Origin of the sequence: Mesorhizobium sp. ISC11, from assembly GCF_037162595.1 — a bacterium.
Taxonomy (GTDB): domain Bacteria; phylum Pseudomonadota; class Alphaproteobacteria; order Rhizobiales; family Rhizobiaceae; genus Mesorhizobium; species Mesorhizobium ciceri.
Genome location: NZ_JAVSPW010000001.1, coordinates 1,817,767 through 1,836,922, shown reverse-complemented (window position 1 = coordinate 1,836,922; position 19,156 = coordinate 1,817,767). Strand labels below are relative to the sequence as shown.

The window sequence follows — 19,156 nt, the reverse complement described above, 5'->3', positions numbered from 1 at the left end:
CGTTGGAGGCGGCAAAGGGTCCTGCCTCGCTTCCGGCCAAGCTACCGGCGCAGCGTTACCAATCCGTTTATGGTAACCGCCGCGTTCACCATTTTCTTCGTGCTTGAAGCTCTCTTTATTCGATTTTTAGCCATTGGCTGCGCAGGCGGGTCCGCAAGCCCGCGAAATCTTGACTTTTGTGCGGCGCACAATATATTATCTTGCATTGCACAAGGGCGCCCCGAAGAAGGACGCCTCAACCGTCAAGGGAATCGTGAAATGACCCAGACCTATGAGGACTTCAGCAAATACGGCAAAGAGTTCGCCGACACCGGATTGAAGAGCTTCGCGTCGCTCTCCAAGGGCGCACAGGCGATTGCCACCGAGGCTGGTGAATACACCAAGAAGAGTTTTGAAACCGGCAGCGCCACTGTGGAGAAGCTGTTTTCAGCCAAGTCGCTGGAAAAGGCCATCGAGATCCAGTCGGACTATGCCAAGCAGTCCTATGAGGCTTTCGTCGCCGAGGCCACCAAGATTGGCGATCTCTATGCCGAACTCGCCAAGGAAGCCTACAAGCCATTCGAATCGATCGTTGCCAAGGCAAAGTAATTTCGCCCGGGCGAACTGATTTCGCCTGACGTGACCCAGATTCAGCCTTTTGACCCTGAGAAAAAGCCCGGCCGTGGAAACGTGGCCGGGCTTTTTCGTGTCAATTTCCGTTCCAGAGCCTCGCGCCCCTTCACGATTGCGAAAATCGTCCAAGTTTGGTGACCTAGCCATATTGTCAGCTAACCAGAAGGGCTTAAAATCGTACATCGAACACCTACATGTCGAACTCGCATGGGGAATCGAAAGAGGCAGGAATACGTGACGATCGGTTTGACTGCCACGAGACGCGTGGTGCGAATGCAAGACGGCGACGGTAACGGCAATGGGGCCGGCCGTGGGACGGCCGTCATCACGCGCACCAAAACCAAGACCAAGAAGCCCAGCCTTTATCGGGTCCTCATCCTCAACGACGACTACACTCCGATGGAGTTCGTGGTTCACGTGCTGGAGCGTTTTTTCCAGAAGGATCGCGAAGCCGCCACACGCATCATGCTTCATGTTCACAATCATGGAGTGGGCGAGTGCGGGGTCTATACATTCGAGGTGGCCGAGACCAAAGTGTCCCAGGTCATGGATTTCGCCCGACAGAATCAGCATCCGCTGCAATGCGTGATGGAGAAGAAGTGAGGTAACATGCCGGCTTTCTCCCAAGGCCTGGAAAAGGCGCTTCACCAGGCGCTGACGCTCGCCAATGAGCGGCACCATGAATATGCAACCCTAGAACATCTGCTGCTCGCGCTCATCGACGACACCGAGGCGGCCGCCGTCATGCGCGCCTGCAATGTCGATCTCGATGAGCTCAAGCATACGGTTCTCACCTATATCGACACCGAGCTGGACAACCTCGTCACCGGCTACGACGAGGACTCCAAGCCGACGGCCGGTTTCCAGCGCGTCATCCAGCGCGCGGTGATCCATGTGCAGTCTTCTGGCCGCGAGGAGGTTTCGGGCGCCAACGTGCTCGTCGCCATCTTCGCCGAGCGCGAGAGCCATGCCGCCTATTTCCTGCAGGAACAGCAGATGACCCGCTACGATGCGGTCAACTACATCTCGCACGGCATTGCCAAGCGTCCGGGCGCGTCGGAGACACGCTCGCCGCGCGGCGCCGATGACGAGCAGGGCGGCCAGAACGGCGCCGAGCCGCAAGAGGAAGGCGGCAAGAAGAAGCAGCAGCAGGACGCGCTGACGGCCTATTGCGTCAATCTCAACAACAAGGCCAAGGCCGGCAAGATCGACCCGCTGATCGGCCGCGAGTCCGAGATCAACCGCACCATCCAGGTGCTGTGCCGCCGCTCCAAGAACAACCCGCTCTATGTCGGTGACCCCGGCGTCGGCAAGACGGCGATCGCCGAGGGCCTGGCCAAGCGCATCGTCGAGGGCGACGTTCCCGAAGTGCTGCACAATGCCACCATCTTCGCGCTCGACATGGGCACGCTGCTCGCCGGCACGCGTTATCGCGGTGATTTCGAGGAACGTCTGAAGCAGGTCGTCAAGGAGCTCGAGGATTATCCTGGCGCCGTGCTGTTCATCGACGAGATTCACACGGTGATCGGGGCAGGGGCGACTTCAGGCGGCGCCATGGATGCGTCCAACCTGTTGAAGCCGGCGCTGTCGTCGGGTGCGATCCGCTGCATCGGCTCGACCACCTACAAGGAATTCCGCCAGTTCTTCGAGAAGGACCGTGCCTTGGTGCGGCGCTTCCAGAAGATCGACGTCAACGAGCCGACCATCGAGGACGCGATCGAGATCATGAAGGGCCTCAAGCCCTATTATGAGGAGTTCCACAAGGTGAAGTTCACCAACGAGGCGATCAAGGCCTCGGTGGAATTGTCGGCACGCTACATCAACGACCGCAAGCTGCCGGACAAGGCGATCGACGTGATCGACGAGACCGGCGCCTCGCAGATGCTGGTGCCGGAAGCCAAGCGCAAGAAGACTATCGGCATCAAGGAGATCGAGGCGACGATCGCCACCATGGCCCGCATCCCGCCGAAGACGGTTTCGGCCGACGACGAGAAGGTGCTGCAGGGTCTCGATATCGAGCTAAAGCGAGTCGTCTATGGCCAGGACACTGCGATCACCGCACTGACCTCGGCGATCAAGCTGGCGCGTGCCGGCCTGCGCGAACCGGAGAAGCCGATCGGCTCCTACCTGTTCTCCGGCCCGACCGGCGTCGGCAAGACCGAAGTCGCCAAGCAGTTGGCCGCGTCGCTCGGCGTGGAGCTGATCCGCTTCGACATGTCGGAATATATGGAGCGCCACACCGTGTCGCGGCTGATCGGTGCTCCTCCCGGCTATGTCGGCTTCGACCAGGGCGGTCTTCTGACGGACGGCGTCGACCAGCATCCGCATTGCGTGCTGTTGCTGGACGAGGTCGAGAAGGCGCATCCGGACCTGTTCAACATCCTGTTGCAGGTTATGGATCATGGCAAGCTGACCGACCACAACGGCAAGCAGATCGACTTCCGCAATGTGATCCTGATCATGACCACCAATGCGGGCGCGTCGGATGCGCAGCGTGCGGCGATCGGCTTCGGCTCGACCAAGCGCGAAGGCGACGATGTCGAGGCGATCAACCGACTGTTCACGCCGGAGTTCCGCAACCGTCTCGATGCGATCATCCCGTTCGGCTCGCTGCCGGTGCCGGTCATCCATCAGGTGGTGCAGAAGTTCGTCATGCAGCTCGAGGCCCAGCTTTCCGAGCGTGGCGTCACCTTCGACCTGTCGGCGGACGCGATCGCCTGGCTCGCCGACAAGGGCTATGATGAGCGCATGGGCGCGCGGCCGCTCGGTCGTGTGATCCAGGAGCACATCAAGAAGCCATTGGCCGACGAGGTGCTGTTCGGCAAGCTCAAGAAGGGCGGCACGGTGCGCGTCACCGTCGAGAAGAAGGAAACCGGCGAGACCGGCCTGAAGCTCGAATCGCTGGCCGACGAGGCGCCGGTGAAGCCGAAGAAGGAAGAGCCGGAAGAAACGCCGAAGTCCAGAAAGGCCGTGGTGAAAAAGCCGGCGGCCAAGAAGCTGGTGGCGCAGAAGCCCGAAGCCAAGGGCAAGGACGGCGGCAAGCGCAGCCTGGTGCCACAACTGCCCCGAAAGAACTGAGCTTACGAAAGTCAAAAAAGCCCCGGAGACGGGGCTTTTTATTGGAGCGAGGGTAGGCATAATCGGCCAGATCATCATCCTGAACGGTGCGCCGCGATCGGAAAACAAGCATCGCTAAGGCTGTTCAGGAGTGCTTCGATAGCGTCTGGATCAATCTCGGTGTCGACGTTTGCGAGCAGGCCATGCCGCCGCGCTATCGACCCGGGATGGGATTGCGGCCCGATGGCGCGCCTGTGGCAGGAAGAGGTGCACCGGCCCGGCGTGTACGATCTGGAAGTCGACACGTCGCTCCTGAGCCCTGGGCAATGCGCGGACACGCTCGCAGAGCAGCTTCGGCAAGGATCGTATCGAACAGCGTTTCGGAAATTGTCCAACCCATCCAGCGCCGCCCTTTAGGCGTTTTGACCGGCATGCCGCCGCAGGCGAGTTCGTCCAGATCGGCGAATTTACATCCCGCAAAGGGCCGGCGATTGCATGGTGGAGCTCTCAGCGGCCGCGCTGTCCGACTCGAAACGGGTCAGCAAATATCCGCACGCCTTCCAGATCGCGACCATCAGGGATGCGCCCGCATAGCCATCCACGGCATAGTGCCAGCCAAGCACGACGGATCCGACCATAATGACGCCCGCGAATAACCACATCACAACACCGGCCAGCCGAGACCGCCGCGTTGCATAGAGAGCGAACAGCACCGCCATCGCAACGTGCAGGGATGGGAAGGCGGATATACCGACGCTGCCGGTAGTTGCGCCGGTGTAGCCACCCCACAGCATATCCTGCGTGTTGAGCGCCCAGATTGGATAGATGCGATCGGCGGTGGCGAGTGCTTGCATGAGGGCGTGAAAGTCGTTGCCGAACCCCAATCGCTCGTAAAAGCAAGGGCCAGCCGACGACAGGCCCATCGCGAGGAAGAAGCCACCCAGCGTCCACACCGTCATGAAGCTCATCAGGAACTGATGACGCAGCTTCGTATCCTTGCGTGCGATGCACACGGTGAAAACCGCGGTAATGAGCACGACGAACCAGAAATTGTAAGCGATGTTGATGATCTTCAATGCAAGCGGCGACTGGACGATAAACCGCAACCATTCGTGCGGGGCTCGACCGAAATGCAGGATGCGGTCGGCCTGAGCCAATGCCTTGTCCCATGCAAACGGAGAGAGGATTGCAATGGCTCCCTTCAACACACCGATCGCGGATATGAAGGCAAGACCCGCACCCAGGCCATTCAGGCTGTTGGCAATGCGTTCGGCGTCGCCAAAGAATCTACCCAGTGACTTGAGGAAGGTGTGCAGCGGTTCGGTATCCCGCTGGACCAGCGCAAGATGGAGAAGCGTCCCAAGTGCAAAGGCTGAGCCGCAAATCCAGAAGGCGATGAAAAGATACTCAGCGTATTCCTCCAGAACGCCGAAATCCGGCATGTTTCCAGTGTGCCACCCGACTGCGCTTGCCAGAAGCAGCGCAGCGGCAGCCATAGCGTGCAGCAGCCGGTGTCGCCAAAAGGCATCCGCCAAGATGCCAAGAAAAGCACGCTCGACAATTGCCCCCGCCAGTGGGGCCGATGCCGCAACCGAATGTTCCATGGTTTTGAAGCCCCACAGCTCGCCACGCGTTAGCATTTTACCGTGAGATGGTTCGATATTTCCTAATCAGACGATTAGAGTTGCAAACGGTTGAGTCGGCACTGGGCACGGCCGGGCATTAGAATCGGCTTCTGGACTGAACGGCGCTTGTCAGTCCGATATTCTCGACCCGGTCCACCACATCATTGGCGGACCTCCCGCTCTCAATTTTTGAGTGCAGTCCGTATCTTTTCGGCGTTCCCGACCAGAATCTCCGGCTTCTCCATCTCGCCCGTGTGCGGCTTCAGCGGGATGCCGTCGAAGCGCGGAATGACATGCACATGCAGATGATAGACGGTCTGCCCCGAGGCCGGCTCATTGAACTGCATGACGGTGACGCCATCGGCGCCGAAGGCCTTTTTCACCGCCAGCGCCACTTTCTGAACGGCGCTCAAGAGATGGCCGAAAATTGACGGATCGGCATCGAGAAGGTTGCGCGATGGCGCTTTCGGCACCACCAGCGTATGGCCGGGCCCCTGCGGCATCACATCCATGAAGGCGATGACCGCATCATCCTCGTAGACACGGTGCGAGGGAATTTCGCCGCGCAGGATCTTGGCGAAAATGTTGTCGGTATCGTAGGCGGCCTCGGTCATGGCGAACGCTCCGGATTGTGCCTTCGTGTAGCGAAGGCGTCGAAATTCGGCAAGATAATCGTCGACCCTCCCAGCCGGCCAGCCGGGGCTACTCCTCCAGATCCTTGCGGAACGGGGTATGCTCTTCCAGATATTCGCTCATCCGCTCCACCTCCTGCCGTTCGCGCCGAAGATAGTCGGCGACGGCGTTGCGCAGGCCTGGGTGCGCAATGTAGTGGGCGGAATGCATGGTCACCGGCCGGTAGCCGCGCGCCAGCTTGTGCTCGCCCTGCGCTCCCGCCTCGACCACCTTCAGCTTGCGCTCGATGGCGAAGTCGATCGCCTGGTGATAGCAGACCTCGAAATGCAGGAAGGGATGGTCCTCGATGCAGCCCCAGTTGCGGCCATAAAGTGCATCCGAACCGATGAAATTGATCGCGCCGGCGATATAGCGCCCGTTGCGCCTGGCCATCACCAGCAGGATGTCATCGGCCATGCGCTCGCCGATCATCGAGAAGAATTGACGATTGAGATAGGGCCGGCCCCATTTGCGACTGCCGGTGTCCATGTAGAAGGCGAAGAAATCGTCCCAGGCTTTCTCCGTGAGGTCCTTGCCGGTCAGCCGGTCGATTGAAATGCCTGGGGCAAGCGCTTCGCGCCTTTCCTTTTTCATCGCCTTTCGCTTGCGCGAGGCAAGGGTGGCGAGGAAGTCGTCATAGGTTGAAAAGCCTTCGTTGAAGAAATGGAATTGCTGGTCCGTGCGGTGCAGGAAACCGGCTGCTTCCAGCACCTCCACATCGCTCTCTTGCGCGAAGGTGACATGTGCGGAAGAGACACCGAGCTTTTGCGTCACCGCCTTTAGGCCCGCCGCGAGACCGGCCTTCACCTTGGCACTGTCCTCGCCCCTGGTGACCAGCAGGCGAGGGCCGGTGACCGGGGAGAACGGCACGGCACTTTGCAGTTTGGGATAGTAACGGCCACCGGCGCGTTCGAACGCATCCGACCAGCCATGGTCGAACACATATTCGCCCTGGCTGTGCGATTTGAGATAACAGGGCACCGCGCCCAGCAATCTGCCTTGCCCATCCTCCAGCCGGAGGTGGTGGCCCTGCCAGCCGGTACGCCGCACGGCGCATCCAGAATCTTCAAGCGCGCCTAGAAAGGCGAATGAAACCAAAGGATTGTAGCTGGTTTCTAAATCGCCGCGCGCAGTTCCCGCAAAGCCATTCCATTCATCACAGGTGAATGCGCCGATGCCGGCGGCGACGCGGATCGAATAGTCCGCATTGGCCGTTTGTCCGTCACCCTCGTCGCCCTGATCCATGAGGCTTATTTAAGCTCCGTCCGGCCTGGTGCAAGTCACGTTTCAGACACTCAGGCGACTTTGACCAGATCGGGTTCGAACCCTTCGAACGTCATCTGGTCGGCATATCTGAAGGTCAGGTCGACCGCCGGCTGGTCATGCACCGTCCAGGTGATAACAGGCATTTTCAGCCTTTCACGCACGAAGCTGACAAATGGGTTTGGCAGGTCGCCGGCGGCGTAGGAGGTGAAGGCGATCTCATGCGCCAGCATGGCGAAATGCGCCTCGATCAACCCGACGTCCTTGCCGTAGGCGGTGAGACCCCCTGGGATACCCGGCGCGTCCTTCGGAAAATCGCGGACCAGCCAATGGTCGAACGACATGATCGCCGCCTTGCCCTTGTAGCGCTTGAGCATCTTGCCGACGCTTGCCACCAGGCCTTCGTCATAGCCGGGCGTGCCTTTCAGCTCGACGACCAGTGGCACGCGGCCATCGACCAGGTCGAGCGCTTCCTGCAGCGTCGGCACATGGTCCGCCGTGCCACCGACCCTGAGCGCCGCGAGTTCAGCTGCGGTACGCTGCCAGACGAAACCATCCTGGCCGGTCAGGCGCTTGAGATCGCCGTCATGGATGATGACGGGAACGCGGTCGGACGACAGGTGCACGTCGCATTCGATGGCGTAGCCGCGTTCGGCGGCTGCGGCAAAGGCCGACAGCGTGTTTTCCCAGCGCGTCTTGTTCATGTCGTGGAAGCCGCGGTGGGCAACGGGCCGGGCGGTCAGCCAGGATAGGTCGGTCATATCTGTACCCTGGCTCATGCGACTTCGAAGATGGCTTCGATTTCCACTGCGGCATTAAGCGGCAGGCAGGCCGTGCCGACGGCGGAGCGTGCATGCTTGCCGCGCTCGCCAAGGGCGGCGACCAGGAAATCGGAGGCGCCGTTGGCAACCAGATGCTGCTCGACGAACTCGGGTGTCGAGGCGACGAAAACGGTGATCTTCACCAGGCGGCTGATCTTCTCGAGGTCGCCGAGTGCTGCCTTGGCCTGCGCCAGGATGTTGATCGCGCAGTATTTTGCCGCATCCTTGCCGCCTGCGGTATCGAGATCGCGGCCCAACAGCCCGCTCGCCTGCAGCTTGCCGTCCTTAAGCGGCAATTGCCCGGCAGTGAACAGCAAATTGCCGGTCCTGCAATAGGGCACGTAGTTGGCGGCGGGCGCGGCGGCGACGGGAAGCGTCACGCCCAGATCGCTTAGCCGCTTTTCGATTGTTTCACTCATGGTATTTCCCTATTGCTTGGTGACGCCGCGCCGGCCGGGCCGAAATTGCTATTTTTGCCTCGCTTCCGCCACGACTTTTTTTAAGCTGGACCATCTTTCCCTGCGGCCTGCCATCAGTCGCGACGATCGGAGTACCTCATGCGCGCAACGCGCCTCGCATTCCATGCCGTCCTGTTGTCGGGCATCTTCTCGATAGGCCCTGTCTTCGCAGCGCCGGCGCTGCAAGCCCACCGCGCCGTTTACGATCTTACCCTAAAAAAGGCTTCCGATCAGTCCGGCATCACAGGCATATCCGGCCGCATGGTCTATGAGTTCAACGGCTCGGCCTGCGAAGGCTATACGGTGAAATTCCGTTTCGTCACCCAGATCGTCACCGCCGACAACACCAGGTTGACGGACCAGCAGACGACCACTTTCGAGGATGCCGAGGGCAAGACCTTTTCGTTCGTGACAAAATCCTTCGTCGACCAGAATCTCGACAAGGAGGTCAAGGGCATCGCCACGAAAGAAACCAAGGGCCTGAAGGTCGACATCGACAAGCCTGAAAAGAACAGCGTCGAGCTCGCGACAACCCAATTCCCGACCCAGCATTTGGTCGAATTGATCGGCAAGGCCGAAAAAGGCGAGAATTTTTACGAAACCAACCTGTTCGACGGTTCCGAAGACGCCAACAAGGTGATGACCACCACCGTCGTTGTCGGCAAGAAAACCGATGCCGACAAGGCCGACCCGGAAGCTTCGGCACTGGCAAAGCTCGCCACCGACAAATACTGGCCGGTCGACATCGCCTATTTCGACGACACCAACAAGACCGGCGAAGAGGTTCCGGAATACCGTATCAGCTTCAAGCTGCATGAGAACGGCATCACCCGCGATCTCGTCATGGACTATGGCGACTTCTCGATGACCGGCAAGCTGGTCAACCTGTCGCTGTTCGACCAGACAAAACCTTGTCCCGCCAAATAGTGCCTGTCTAGGCAGCTGATTTGCCACGGCACGGCGTGGTCGTAACGAACGACTTGAACGTGCCGCAATCGTCTCTCAACCTCTTCCAGCGTCCAGGCGCGAGGGGGATCAGCTTGAGCAGGATCGATACGTTCGTCGCGCCGCGGCCCAACCCGGCACTGATCAGGGCCATGACATCCGTCAACCGGATCGTCATGCTGCGCGGCATTCCCGGGTTTCGGGATCTGTTGCCGTTCAATCGCCTGGCCGGTCTGCGCGGCGTCTCAAATGTCCGCCATATCGACTTTCCCGACGCCGATCTTGAGCGGCTGAAGGCCAGTTGCGGGGCAGGGAAGGCGACCTTCATCACACCCAATCATCCCGAGTTCTTCACCGACTGGATGATCGACAAGGAAATCGTGTCGCAGGTCAGCCCGCTCACGGCCTCATGGGCGACCAATGGTGTCGTCAACGGCCTTGGCCGGCTGATGCAGAAGTTCTGGCTTGCCAACAATCTGATCGCCCAGATTCCCGGCAACAGCGGGGCAGCGAAGGAACACTCGATCGCCTGGGCCCTGAAAGGCCATGGCGTGCTGCTGCATCCCGAAGGCGGCGTCGGCTGGCATGCCAATGTCGTTGCGTCTTTGCTGCCGGGTGCCGTCGAGATGGGACTGGAAGCCCTCAAGCGCGGTCGGGCCACGGATTCCAATTTCAAGGTCTGGATCGCGCCCGTCGTCTGGAAGCTTGCCTTCACCGGCAACGTCGAAGCGGCACTGGCGAAGGAATGCGCCTATGTCGAGAAAAACCTCAAAATAGAACGCCAGGCGACCGACACGCTGCCGCAGCGCATTCACCATGTCTATTCGACACTGCTGGCCCGCGATGAAGCTGCCACCGGCATGCCGTTCGACCAAGGCGCTTCCTATGCCCAGCGTCAGAGGGTTTTGGTCACCGAGCTCAGCCGCCAGCTCGGCAAAAGCATCTCAGCCGACATTGATGTCACCGACATCACCGAGATTCTGCGGCGGGCGCGCCGCTGGCAGCGCGAAAACACTGGCGATGCCGAACGGCAAAGGCAGGTCCGCGCGCTCGTCGATAGGGTTCAGAGGCTGCAACGCGTCGGACCCTGGGCCTGCGCCAATCCGCGCATTAGCCAGGAGGAGATCGCCGAACATCTGAAGCGGATCCGCAACGACTATTGTCGGGGCGGGCTGCGCGACACGATGAACCGATTCGTTCCGCAGCCGGCCGGGCCGCGTTGCGCCCACATCCGGGTGCCGGAGGCACTGGGCTTGCATGAGCATACGGGCTCGATCGACGATGCGGTTGCCGATCTGCACCGTCGCATGCAGGATACAGTCACCAACATCGTCGCCGAGCTTGCAGCCAATGGCGGCTTCATTTTCTATCCGAATCCATTCTATCGTCACTGACATCAGCCGGGCCATGTGGCCGACTGTCGTGACGGATGGAAGGCAGACAGCAAGCTTTATGGCAGCCTATGTCGACGCAGCGATCTGGAACTGGGCCGGCCATCGCTGGTGCCATCTGTTGGCCGACGACACCGACGAGTTGCATCGCTTTGCCGCGCATCTTGGCGTCAAGCGCTCATCCTACCAGGGGCCGCCCAAGACATCGGCGCCGCATTATGACATAACCGGCTTCGAGCGTGACCGTGCGGTGCGGCTCGGCGCCATCGAATGCAGCCGCGAGGAGATCGTCGCGGTCTTCCGGCGGGTGCGGGTGCCGAACGGCAAGATAAAGCGCTGACGGCAGCGCGCGGATCGTCGCACGCCGCACACAGGTCCCACGGCGCTTGCGTTTATCGCGCATCCCCTCTATATGCGCGCTCATTCCACACACGGACTTTGGTGTCTGCCCGGGAGAAATCCGGCTGAAACCTCCGGTGGCGTTCGAGGACAAAGTCCAAAAATGCCTGTGTCCGTGGAGGCTAACCGGAAAGGAACTTTGAATGGCACTGCCTGATTTCAGCATGCGCCAGCTTTTGGAAGCTGGCATTCACTTCGGCCACCAGACCCATCGCTGGAACCCGAAAATGGCGCCCTACATCTATGGCGCCCGCAACAACATCCACATCATCGACCTCTCGCAGACGGTGCCTTTGCTGCACCAGGCGCTGAAGCAGGTTTCCGACACCGTCGCCAAGGGCGGCCGCGTGCTGTTCGTCGGCACCAAGCGCCAGGCGTCCGACATCGTCGCCGATGCGGCACAGCGTTCGGCTCAGTACTACGTCAACTCGCGTTGGCTCGGCGGCATGCTGACCAACTGGAAGACGATCTCGAATTCGATCCAGCGCCTGCGCAAGCTCGACGAGATGCTGGCCGGCGAGGCGCAAGGGTTGACCAAGAAGGAACGCCTGAACCTCGACCGCGAGCGCGAGAAGCTCGACAAGGCGCTGGGCGGCATCAAGGACATGGGCTCGACGCCCGACCTGATGTTCGTGATCGACACCAACAAGGAAGCGATCGCCATTCTCGAGGCCAAGCGCCTCGGCATCCCGGTCGTCGCCATCATCGATTCGAACTGCGATCCGGACAAGATCGACTTCCCGATCCCCGGCAATGACGACGCGGCCCGCGCCATCCAGCTCTATTGCGATCTGATCGCCAAGGCTGCGATCGACGGCATCGCCCGTCAGCAGGGCGCGCTCGGCGTCGACATCGGCGCTTCGATCGAAGCTCCCGTCGAACCCGCGCTCGACCCGGCTCCGGCCCCGGCTGCAGACGCTCCGGAAGCTTGATAATCGAGGCCGGTTGCGGCCTTCATCTTTCTCATATTCTGGCACGCTAAACAGACGCACCATCGAATACCGATGGTGCGTCGGTGCATTTAAAACAAAGAGGCGACAATGAGCATTTCGGCTGCACAGGTCAAAGAACTCCGCGACTTGACCGGCGCGGGCATGATGGATTGCAAGGCGGCGTTGACCGAGACCAACGGCAACATGGAAGAGGCCGTCGACTGGCTGCGCAAGAAGGGTATCTCCAAGGCTGACAAGAAGGCTGGCCGCACCGCGGCTGAGGGCCTGATCGGCGTCGACAACGGCGTGCGCGAGGCTGCCGTCGTGGAAGTCAATTCCGAGACCGACTTCGTTGCCCGCAACGCCGCGTTTCAGGAAATCGTCGCCAATGTTGCCAAGGTTGCGCTGGCCTACGGCACGACGGAGGCTGTGGCCGCCGCAAAGTATCCAGGTTCCGACAAGTCGGTTGCCGACACCATCAAGGACGCTGTCGGCACCATCGGCGAAAACATGGGCTTCCGCCGCTCGGCCAAGCTCACCGTCCCGCACGGTGCTGTCGCCACCTACGTCCACAACGCAGTTGCCGATGGTCTTGGCAAGCTCGGCGTTCTGGTCGCGATCGAGACCACGGGCAATGAGCATGCCGCCAATGCCTTTGGCCGCCAGGTTGCCATGCATGTCGCCGCCACCAACCCGCTGGCGCTGACGGCCGAGCAGATCGATCCGGCTGCGGTCGAGCGCGAGAAGGCGATCTTCGCCGATCAGGCGCGCCAGTCCGGCAAGCCGGAAGCGATCATCGAAAAGATGGTCGAAGGCCGCCTACGCAAGTTCTATGAGGAAGTCGTGCTCCTGAAGCAGGCCTTCGTGCTCAATCCCGACATCACTGTCGAGCAGGCACTGAAGGATGCCGAGAAGGAAATCGGCGCTCCGGCCAAGATCTCCGCCTATCTGCGCTTTGCGCTCGGCGAAGGCATTGAAAAGGAAGAGACCGATTTCGCGGCGGAAGTCGCGGCTGCGGTGAAGAAATAATCCTTACAAATAGCCCCTGAAGGGGCTTCTCAGCTCAGGCAACTCGGCCGGGTGTCCGCAAGGATGCCCGGCCGATTTCTTGTGCGGTGTCGATAAAGGCCCTGAGCTTCGGCGCCATTGACGCCCGGCGCGGGAAATAGAGGAATAGCCCCGGTTCTTCGATCGCCGTCTGCGGCAGCACCTGGACCAGGCGGCCCGCGGCAAGATCGGCGCGCGCCAGCGGCTCGAAGACATAGGCAAGCCCGACGCCTGCAAGCGCAAGATCGATTGCTGCGAGCGAGTCCGTCACGACAACGCTGCCCCGCGTCTCCATGGCGACGTCCTTGCCATCCTCGATCAGATCCCAGCGATAGAGCGCACCGGAGCGGACGAGCCGGTAGCCAATACAATTGTGATTCGCCAAATCGGCAACGCTGCTGGGACGGCCGTGCCGTCCGATATAAGCGGGCGAGGCGACGATGACGACGGAGAACGGCGGCGTCAGCCGGACCGCGACCATGTCCTGGGCGATCATCTCGCCAAGCCGGATGCCGGCATCGAAGCCTTCGCCGACGATATCAACCAGACCCTGGTCAGCGAAGACCTCCACCGTAACCTCCGGATAGCGTTCGGCCATCGCCGCCACCACCGGCGTCACCGCCAATGGTATGGCGATGTTGGAGGCGTTGATCCTGAGCAGGCCAGACGGTCTGCCTTTGACGCTGCGGATACGGTCCATCCGCTCGGCAATATCCTGGAGGGCCGGAGCCGCCGTTTCCACCAGCGCCTTGCCGGCCTCGGTGAGCGAAACGCTGCGCGTCGTCCGTGCGAACAAAGGCTGGCCGATCCGCTCTTCGACAATGCGCACCGCATGGCTGACTGCCGAAGGGCTCATGCCGAGTTCGGCGGCGGCAAGCGCGAAGCCGCCGCGTCGAGCCACGGCGACGATCACAGGCAGGTGGGTGAGCAGGTCCCGGTACATTCATGCACGATATCGCATGGTCCATGCCTACCATGCAATCTTATCAATGTCGGCCGAGCGGTCCACATTGCCGGCCGTACGTCGGCGATGGGCTGATGGCATCGAGGAGAAAGAACATGAATGCGTTGAAGCGCGTAACTTTCGCGGCAGGCATGGCGTTGGCGCCGATGGACGCCGGCGGGGCGGAGCCATCAGACTGGCGGGCCCTCGCAGACGAACGCGCGGTCATTCGCATCGCCGATGCCATCGACCGGGCCGTCGACGCCCAGAACTGGAAGCTTGCACGCAGCTATTTCGCGGATCGGGCCACTGCCGATTTCAGCAGCCTTTCCGGACAGCCGGCGGCCAACATCGCTTCCGACGACCTGATTGGCGCCTGGGCGGCCAACCTCAAGGGCAGCAAGACAAGCCTGCATCTGCGCACCAATCACCAGGTCGTTCTCGAAGGGGACACGGCGACTGTCCTGTCGAACGGCTATGCCTGGAACCGGATGGAAGGCAATGGCGACCCGCTTTGGGAGGTCTGGGGCACCTATGAGCATCACCTGACGCGTTTTGCGGATGGCTGGAAGGTCGATGGCTTTGCGTTCCGCATGACACACGAGCGCGGCAATCCCTGGGTCAAGACCACTCCGGGCCAGTGACGCTCGGGCATCTATCACCAAGCATTGGAAGACGATTATGACCATGACCTACTACACTCTTGGCAACAGCGGCCTCAGGGTCAGCCGGCTGGCGCTGGGCACGATGACTTTCGGCACGGAATGGGGCTGGGGAGCCGACAGGGATACGGCGCGGGCGATGTTCGACGCCTATGTCGAGGCGGGCGGCAATTTCTTCGACACGGCGGATCTCTACACAGACGGCACGGCCGAAGCCTGGCTTGGCGAATTCATCGCCGAGCGCGGCTTGCGCGACATGGCGGTGATCGCCAGCAAGTTCACCATGAACATGCAGCCCGGCAATCCGAATGCCGGCGGCAATGGCCGCAAGAACATCATGCGGGCCGTCGATGCTTCGCTGAAACGGTTGGGGACCGACTATATCGATCTCTATCTCATGCATGTCTGGGACAGGCTGACCCCGGCCGAGGAGGTCATGCGCACGCTGGATGACCTGGTTCGGATGGGCAAGGTGCGCCATGTCGGTCTTTCGGATGTGCCCGCCTGGTATGCGGGCCGCGCACAGGCGATCGCCGAATTGCGCGGATATGAGCCGGTTTCGGCGCTACAGCTCGAATATTCATTGGCCGAACGCGCGATCGAGAATGAGTTCGTGCCATTCGGCACGCGCCATGGCGCCGGCATCATGGTGTGGAGCCCGCTGGCCAGCGGACTGCTGAGCGGCAAGTATCGGCCGGCTCAGGCCGGAACCGCGGGCCGGCTCGACGGATTTCGCAACTCGACGCATCCGGGGTTCCAAAAGCTCACGCAACGCAACTGGGCTATCGTGGCCGAACTCGAGAAGGTCGCATCCGAGATCGGCCGCAGCATGCCTCAGGTCGCGCTCAACTGGGTAGCGACGCAGCCGGGGATCGCGACCGTCATTCTCGGTGCGACGACGCTCAGCCAAATGCAGGACAATCTTGGCGCGCTGGATTTCGAGATTCCGAAAGCGCATCGCGACCGGCTGGAGAGGGTCAGCAGAACTCCAGCGCCGTTTCCCTATTCCTATTTCGGCGCGCAGATACAGGCGCGCGTCACCGGCGGCGCGACAACCGGCGACAAGCCCTCCAACTACGTGTCACCGGTGCTTATCGAAGGAGAGTCGGCCAGCGTGTCCACCAATTGATTGATGGGACAGGAAACCGGCGAATTTGCCGTTTGGGCGCCGCGTGACATCGCGGCGCCCTTCGTGTATCGGAACGCCATTGTTTCGAGGCGGCGCCTGCGCGAGGGTAGCCACCGGAACGCGCCACATGCAAATGAAGAGGCCCAGATGACGGTGAAGCCCCTCTACCGACGTGTCTTGTTGAAAGCGTCGGGCGAAGCATTGATGGGCGAGCAGCATTTCGGCATCGACGTTTCAGTGGTGGATCGCATCGCCGGCGACATCGCCGAGGCGCGTGCATTGGGCATCGAGGTCGGCGTCGTCATCGGCGGCGGCAACATCTTTCGCGGCGTGGCGGTTGCCTCCAAGGGCGGCGACCGTGTCACCGGCGACCACATGGGCATGCTTGCCACGGTGATCAACTCGCTGGCGCTGCGCACGTCGTTGAACAAGATCGGCGTCGACGCCGTGGTGCTTTCGGCGATCGCCATGCCCGAACTTTGCGAGAGCTTTTCGCAGCGCCAGGCGACTGCCTACATGAACCAGGGCAAGGTGGTGATCTTCGCCGGCGGCACCGGCAATCCGTTCTTCACCACTGATTCGGCCGCCGCCCTCCGCGCGGCTGAAATTGGCGCCGACGCACTGTTCAAGGGTACTCAGGTCGACGGCGTCTACTCGGCGGACCCGAAGAAGGACCCGAATGCGACGCGTTTCGAGCGCATCAGCCATGGCGAAGTCATAAATCGCGGCCTTTCCATCATGGATACTGCAGCGATTGCACTTGCGCGCGAAAACAACATTCCGATAATCGTCTATTCGATCCACGAAAAAGGTGGTTTCGGCGATATTCTGAGGGGCGGCGGCCGCTGCACGGTCGTCGCGGACGATTGATCGGCGGCCTGGCCCGAAGGGAAACCGGTTTTCGAAGGTCCGATTCGAAGACGGCCCCGAAGCAGTGAGCCCGCATTAGACGGGTCGAGGAGATAAAGATGAGTGGTGAGTACGACGATCTCAAGCGGCGCATGGATGGGGCCATCGCCGCGTTCAAGCATGATCTGGCTTCGCTGCGGACCGGTCGCGCCTCCAGCAATCTGCTCGATGCGATCCAGGTGCAGGCCTATGGCACCACCATGCCGATCAACCAGGTCGCCAACGTCTCGGTGCCGGAGCCGCGCATGATCTCGGTATCGGTATGGGACAAGTCGATGGTCGGCGCGGTCGACCGCGCGATCCGCGAATCCAATCTGGGTTTCAACCCGATCGTGGACGGCACCAACCTCAGGATTCCGCTTCCCGAACTCAACGAACAGCGGCGCAAGGAACTGGTCAAGATCTCGCACACCTACGCCGAGAACGCCCGGGTCGCCGCGCGCCATGTGCGCCGCGACGGCATGGACTTCCTGAAGAAGGCGGAGAAGGACGGCGACATCAGCGAGGACGATCAGCGCAAGCGCTCGGACCAGGTTCAGAAACTTACCGACGAGACGATCAGCACCATCGACCACCTGCTTTCCGATAAGGAAGCTGAAATCATGCAGGTTTAGGGTCTTGGCCTCCGGCTGACCCGAAAGCGAGAACATGGCAACGCCCGCGCATGTCGCGATCATCATGGACGGAAACGGACGCTGGGCCAAGGCGCGCGGCTTGCCTCGTCTTGCGGGCCATCGTGCCGGCGTCGAGGCGCTGCGCAAGACGGTGCGCGCAGCACCCGGGCTCGGCATCTCCTACCTGACCGTCTACGCTTTCTCGTCGGAGAACTGGTCGCGGCCGAAATCCGAGGTCAGCGACCTGATGGGCCTTCTGAAAATGTTCATCCGCCGTGACCTCGCCGAACTGCACCAGAGCGGTGTGCGGGTTAGAATCATCGGCGACCGGGCAGGGCTGCAGCCCGATATCAGGGGACTGCTCGACGAGGCCGAAACGCTGACGGCCGCAAATGAATCTCTGACGCTGGTGATCGCCTTCAACTATGGCGGACGCGACGAGATCGTTCGCACGGCGCAAAAGCTCGCTTTGGCCGTGGCGCGTGGCGAACTCGACGCCGAGGCGATATCAGCCGAAAGCTTTGCCGTTGCGCTTGATACGCAAGGCATTCCCGACCCGGAACTGGTCATTCGCACCAGCGGCGAGCTTCGGCTGTCGAATTTCCTCCTGTGGCAGGCCGCCTATAGCGAGCTCGTCTTCCTGCCTTGCTACTGGCCCGACTTCAGCCGCGAGCACCTTGCCGAGGCTTTGCGTGAGTTTGCTGGCCGCGAACGCCGTTTCGGCGGACTTGGAGGCCAGGACGTCGCTTCGCGACCGGCCGCGGGATGAGCAATCTCCAGCTGCGTGTCGTTTCGGCGATCGTGCTCGCCATCATCACTCTCGGTCTGACCTGGATCGGCGGTCTGCCGTTCCGGCTGCTGTGCGCCGTGATATCGGCGGCGATCTTCTATGAATGGACCCGCATGTCGCGCCCGACCGGGGTCACGGGCCTGGGCTTCCTGCCGGAAGCATTGCTGGTCGTCTTCGTTGGCGCCTTGATCGGCGGCCTGGCCGCCTCCTGGCTGCTACCGCTTGTGGCGGCCATTGTTGCCGCAACGGCGATAGCCGCCTCGCTTCGCAAGACCGGACAATGGGATGCGAGCGGCCTCGCCTATGCCGCGGTTTCAGGCCTGTCGCTCGCCTTGCTGCGCGATGGCGATCGTTCGGGCCTCATTGCCATCCTGTTCCTGTTTGCGGTCGTCTGGGCCACCGATATCCTTGCCTATTTCGTTGGCCGTGCCGTTGGGGGGCCGAAACTGGCGCCCTCTATCTCGCCCGGCAAGACGCGCAGCGGCGCGCTCGGCGGTGCGCTCGGCGGCGTCGTCGCCGGGCTGGTCCTCGCCGTAGCTGCCGGTGTCGGCAATCTGGCATTGCTCGGCCTGGTGGCGCTCGTGCTGTCGATTGTCTCGCAGGCAGGCGACCTGTTTGAATCCTGGGTCAAGCGCCGCCATGGCCGCAAGGACTCAGGCGCGCTCATCCCGGGCCATGGCGGCGTCATGGATCGTGTCGATGGGCTTGTCGCAGCCGCATTCGCCCTATACGTCATCGGCTGGATTTCGGCGAACGCCGATCATCCGGCGCAGGGTCTGTTTCCCGTTTGAGTGGTGTCATTTCAGGTCCTTTGCGCGATGCGCCTTGGATTCGCCCGGATTGGTGTCACAGTCACGGCGCAGTCTGCGCCGTGGAAGAATTTGAGG

General features: G+C 61.4%; 20 protein-coding genes and 1 pseudogene. 15 read left to right on the top strand and 6 right to left on the bottom strand.

Annotated features, from left to right (window positions below; translation table 11 throughout):
* Positions 1–258: 258 nt before the first annotated feature.
* The 4 genes and pseudogenes from RPF88_RS09150 (at position 259) to RPF88_RS09135 (ending at position 4,086) form a co-directional block, all read left to right on the top strand.
* Positions 259–588, top strand: a complete 330-nt coding sequence (locus RPF88_RS09150) for a phasin family protein (protein ID WP_013531776.1) — start codon at positions 259–261, stop codon at positions 586–588.
* 297 nt (positions 589–885) lie between these two features.
* Complete coding sequence (gene clpS, locus RPF88_RS09145) at positions 886–1,215, top strand: ATP-dependent Clp protease adapter ClpS (RefSeq protein WP_023812950.1); 330 nt, start codon at positions 886–888, stop codon at positions 1,213–1,215.
* Positions 1,216–1,221: 6 nt separating this feature from the next.
* Positions 1,222–3,690 (top strand): ATP-dependent Clp protease ATP-binding subunit ClpA, encoded by a 2,469-nt coding sequence (clpA, locus tag RPF88_RS09140; RefSeq protein ID WP_013531774.1) that lies wholly within the window; start codon positions 1,222–1,224, stop codon positions 3,688–3,690.
* A 58-nt stretch (positions 3,691–3,748) separates the two neighbouring features.
* Positions 3,749–4,086, top strand: a pseudogene (locus RPF88_RS09135) (phosphotransferase-like protein).
* 50 nt (positions 4,087–4,136) lie between these two features.
* On the opposite strand, the gene RPF88_RS09130 reads toward RPF88_RS09135, so the two are convergent.
* From RPF88_RS09130 to RPF88_RS09110, 5 genes are all read right to left on the bottom strand, one after another.
* Positions 4,137–5,273 (bottom strand): phosphatase PAP2 family protein, encoded by a 1,137-nt coding sequence (locus RPF88_RS09130; RefSeq protein WP_337122218.1) that lies wholly within the window; start codon positions 5,271–5,273, stop codon positions 4,137–4,139.
* A 203-nt stretch (positions 5,274–5,476) separates the two neighbouring features.
* Positions 5,477–5,908 (bottom strand): HIT family protein, encoded by a 432-nt coding sequence (locus RPF88_RS09125; protein WP_013531772.1) that lies wholly within the window; start codon positions 5,906–5,908, stop codon positions 5,477–5,479.
* Positions 5,909–5,996: 88 nt separating this feature from the next.
* Positions 5,997–7,211: a GNAT family N-acetyltransferase gene (locus RPF88_RS09120; RefSeq protein ID WP_224619229.1), complete on the bottom strand. Its 1,215-nt coding sequence runs from the start codon at positions 7,209–7,211 to the stop codon at positions 5,997–5,999.
* Between the two features lie 50 nt (positions 7,212–7,261).
* Positions 7,262–7,990 carry a glycerophosphodiester phosphodiesterase gene (locus RPF88_RS09115; protein WP_024503355.1) on the bottom strand — a complete coding sequence of 243 codons (729 nt, stop codon included), beginning with the start codon at positions 7,988–7,990 and terminating at the stop codon, positions 7,262–7,264.
* A 14-nt stretch (positions 7,991–8,004) separates the two neighbouring features.
* On the bottom strand, positions 8,005–8,469 hold the full coding sequence (locus RPF88_RS09110; protein WP_013531769.1) for a RidA family protein: 465 nt from the start codon (positions 8,467–8,469) through the stop codon (positions 8,005–8,007).
* 138 nt (positions 8,470–8,607) lie between these two features.
* Between RPF88_RS09110 and RPF88_RS09105 the strand changes: the two genes are divergently transcribed.
* The 5 genes from RPF88_RS09105 (at position 8,608) to tsf (ending at position 13,204) form a co-directional block, all read left to right on the top strand.
* Positions 8,608–9,435 carry a cell envelope integrity EipB family protein gene (locus RPF88_RS09105; RefSeq protein ID WP_013531768.1) on the top strand — a complete coding sequence of 276 codons (828 nt, stop codon included), beginning with the start codon at positions 8,608–8,610 and terminating at the stop codon, positions 9,433–9,435.
* A gap of 113 nt (positions 9,436–9,548) precedes the next feature.
* Positions 9,549–10,847, top strand: a complete 1,299-nt coding sequence (locus RPF88_RS09100; protein WP_337122217.1) for a hypothetical protein — start codon at positions 9,549–9,551, stop codon at positions 10,845–10,847.
* 58 nt (positions 10,848–10,905) lie between these two features.
* The gene (locus RPF88_RS09095) at positions 10,906–11,184 is read left to right on the top strand and encodes a DUF4031 domain-containing protein (protein ID WP_013531766.1); all 279 of its coding nucleotides are present in this window, start codon (positions 10,906–10,908) and stop codon (positions 11,182–11,184) included.
* Between the two features lie 202 nt (positions 11,185–11,386).
* A complete protein-coding gene (gene rpsB / locus RPF88_RS09090) occupies positions 11,387–12,175 on the top strand; it encodes a 30S ribosomal protein S2 (protein WP_013531765.1) in 789 nt (262 codons plus the stop codon).
* A gap of 108 nt (positions 12,176–12,283) precedes the next feature.
* Positions 12,284–13,204, top strand: coding sequence for a translation elongation factor Ts (gene tsf / locus RPF88_RS09085; RefSeq protein WP_013531764.1), 921 nt, complete (start codon positions 12,284–12,286; stop codon positions 13,202–13,204).
* Between the two features lie 34 nt (positions 13,205–13,238).
* On the opposite strand, the gene RPF88_RS09080 is transcribed toward tsf, so the two are convergent.
* Positions 13,239–14,165 (bottom strand): LysR family transcriptional regulator, encoded by a 927-nt coding sequence (locus RPF88_RS09080; protein ID WP_337122216.1) that lies wholly within the window; start codon positions 14,163–14,165, stop codon positions 13,239–13,241.
* Positions 14,166–14,281: 116 nt separating this feature from the next.
* Between RPF88_RS09080 and RPF88_RS09075 the strand changes: the two genes are divergently transcribed.
* The 6 genes from RPF88_RS09075 to RPF88_RS09050 all read left to right on the top strand — a co-directional run bounded on the left by RPF88_RS09075 (position 14,282) and on the right by RPF88_RS09050 (position 19,060).
* Positions 14,282–14,809 (top strand): nuclear transport factor 2 family protein, encoded by a 528-nt coding sequence (locus tag RPF88_RS09075; RefSeq protein ID WP_337122215.1) that lies wholly within the window; start codon positions 14,282–14,284, stop codon positions 14,807–14,809.
* A gap of 37 nt (positions 14,810–14,846) precedes the next feature.
* Positions 14,847–15,956 carry an aldo/keto reductase gene (locus tag RPF88_RS09070; protein ID WP_337122214.1) on the top strand — a complete coding sequence of 370 codons (1,110 nt, stop codon included), beginning with the start codon at positions 14,847–14,849 and terminating at the stop codon, positions 15,954–15,956.
* Between the two features lie 147 nt (positions 15,957–16,103).
* Complete coding sequence (gene pyrH, locus RPF88_RS09065) at positions 16,104–16,826, top strand: UMP kinase (protein ID WP_013531760.1); 723 nt, start codon at positions 16,104–16,106, stop codon at positions 16,824–16,826.
* A 98-nt stretch (positions 16,827–16,924) separates the two neighbouring features.
* Positions 16,925–17,479, top strand: a complete 555-nt coding sequence (frr, locus tag RPF88_RS09060; RefSeq protein ID WP_013531759.1) for a ribosome recycling factor — start codon at positions 16,925–16,927, stop codon at positions 17,477–17,479.
* Between the two features lie 34 nt (positions 17,480–17,513).
* The gene (locus RPF88_RS09055) at positions 17,514–18,248 is read left to right on the top strand and encodes an isoprenyl transferase (protein WP_013531758.1); all 735 of its coding nucleotides are present in this window, start codon (positions 17,514–17,516) and stop codon (positions 18,246–18,248) included.
* On the top strand, positions 18,245–19,060 hold the full coding sequence (locus RPF88_RS09050; RefSeq protein WP_013531757.1) for a phosphatidate cytidylyltransferase: 816 nt from the start codon (positions 18,245–18,247) through the stop codon (positions 19,058–19,060). Before RPF88_RS09055 ends, RPF88_RS09050 begins: the two co-directional genes overlap by 4 nt.
* Positions 19,061–19,156 lie beyond the last annotated feature (96 nt).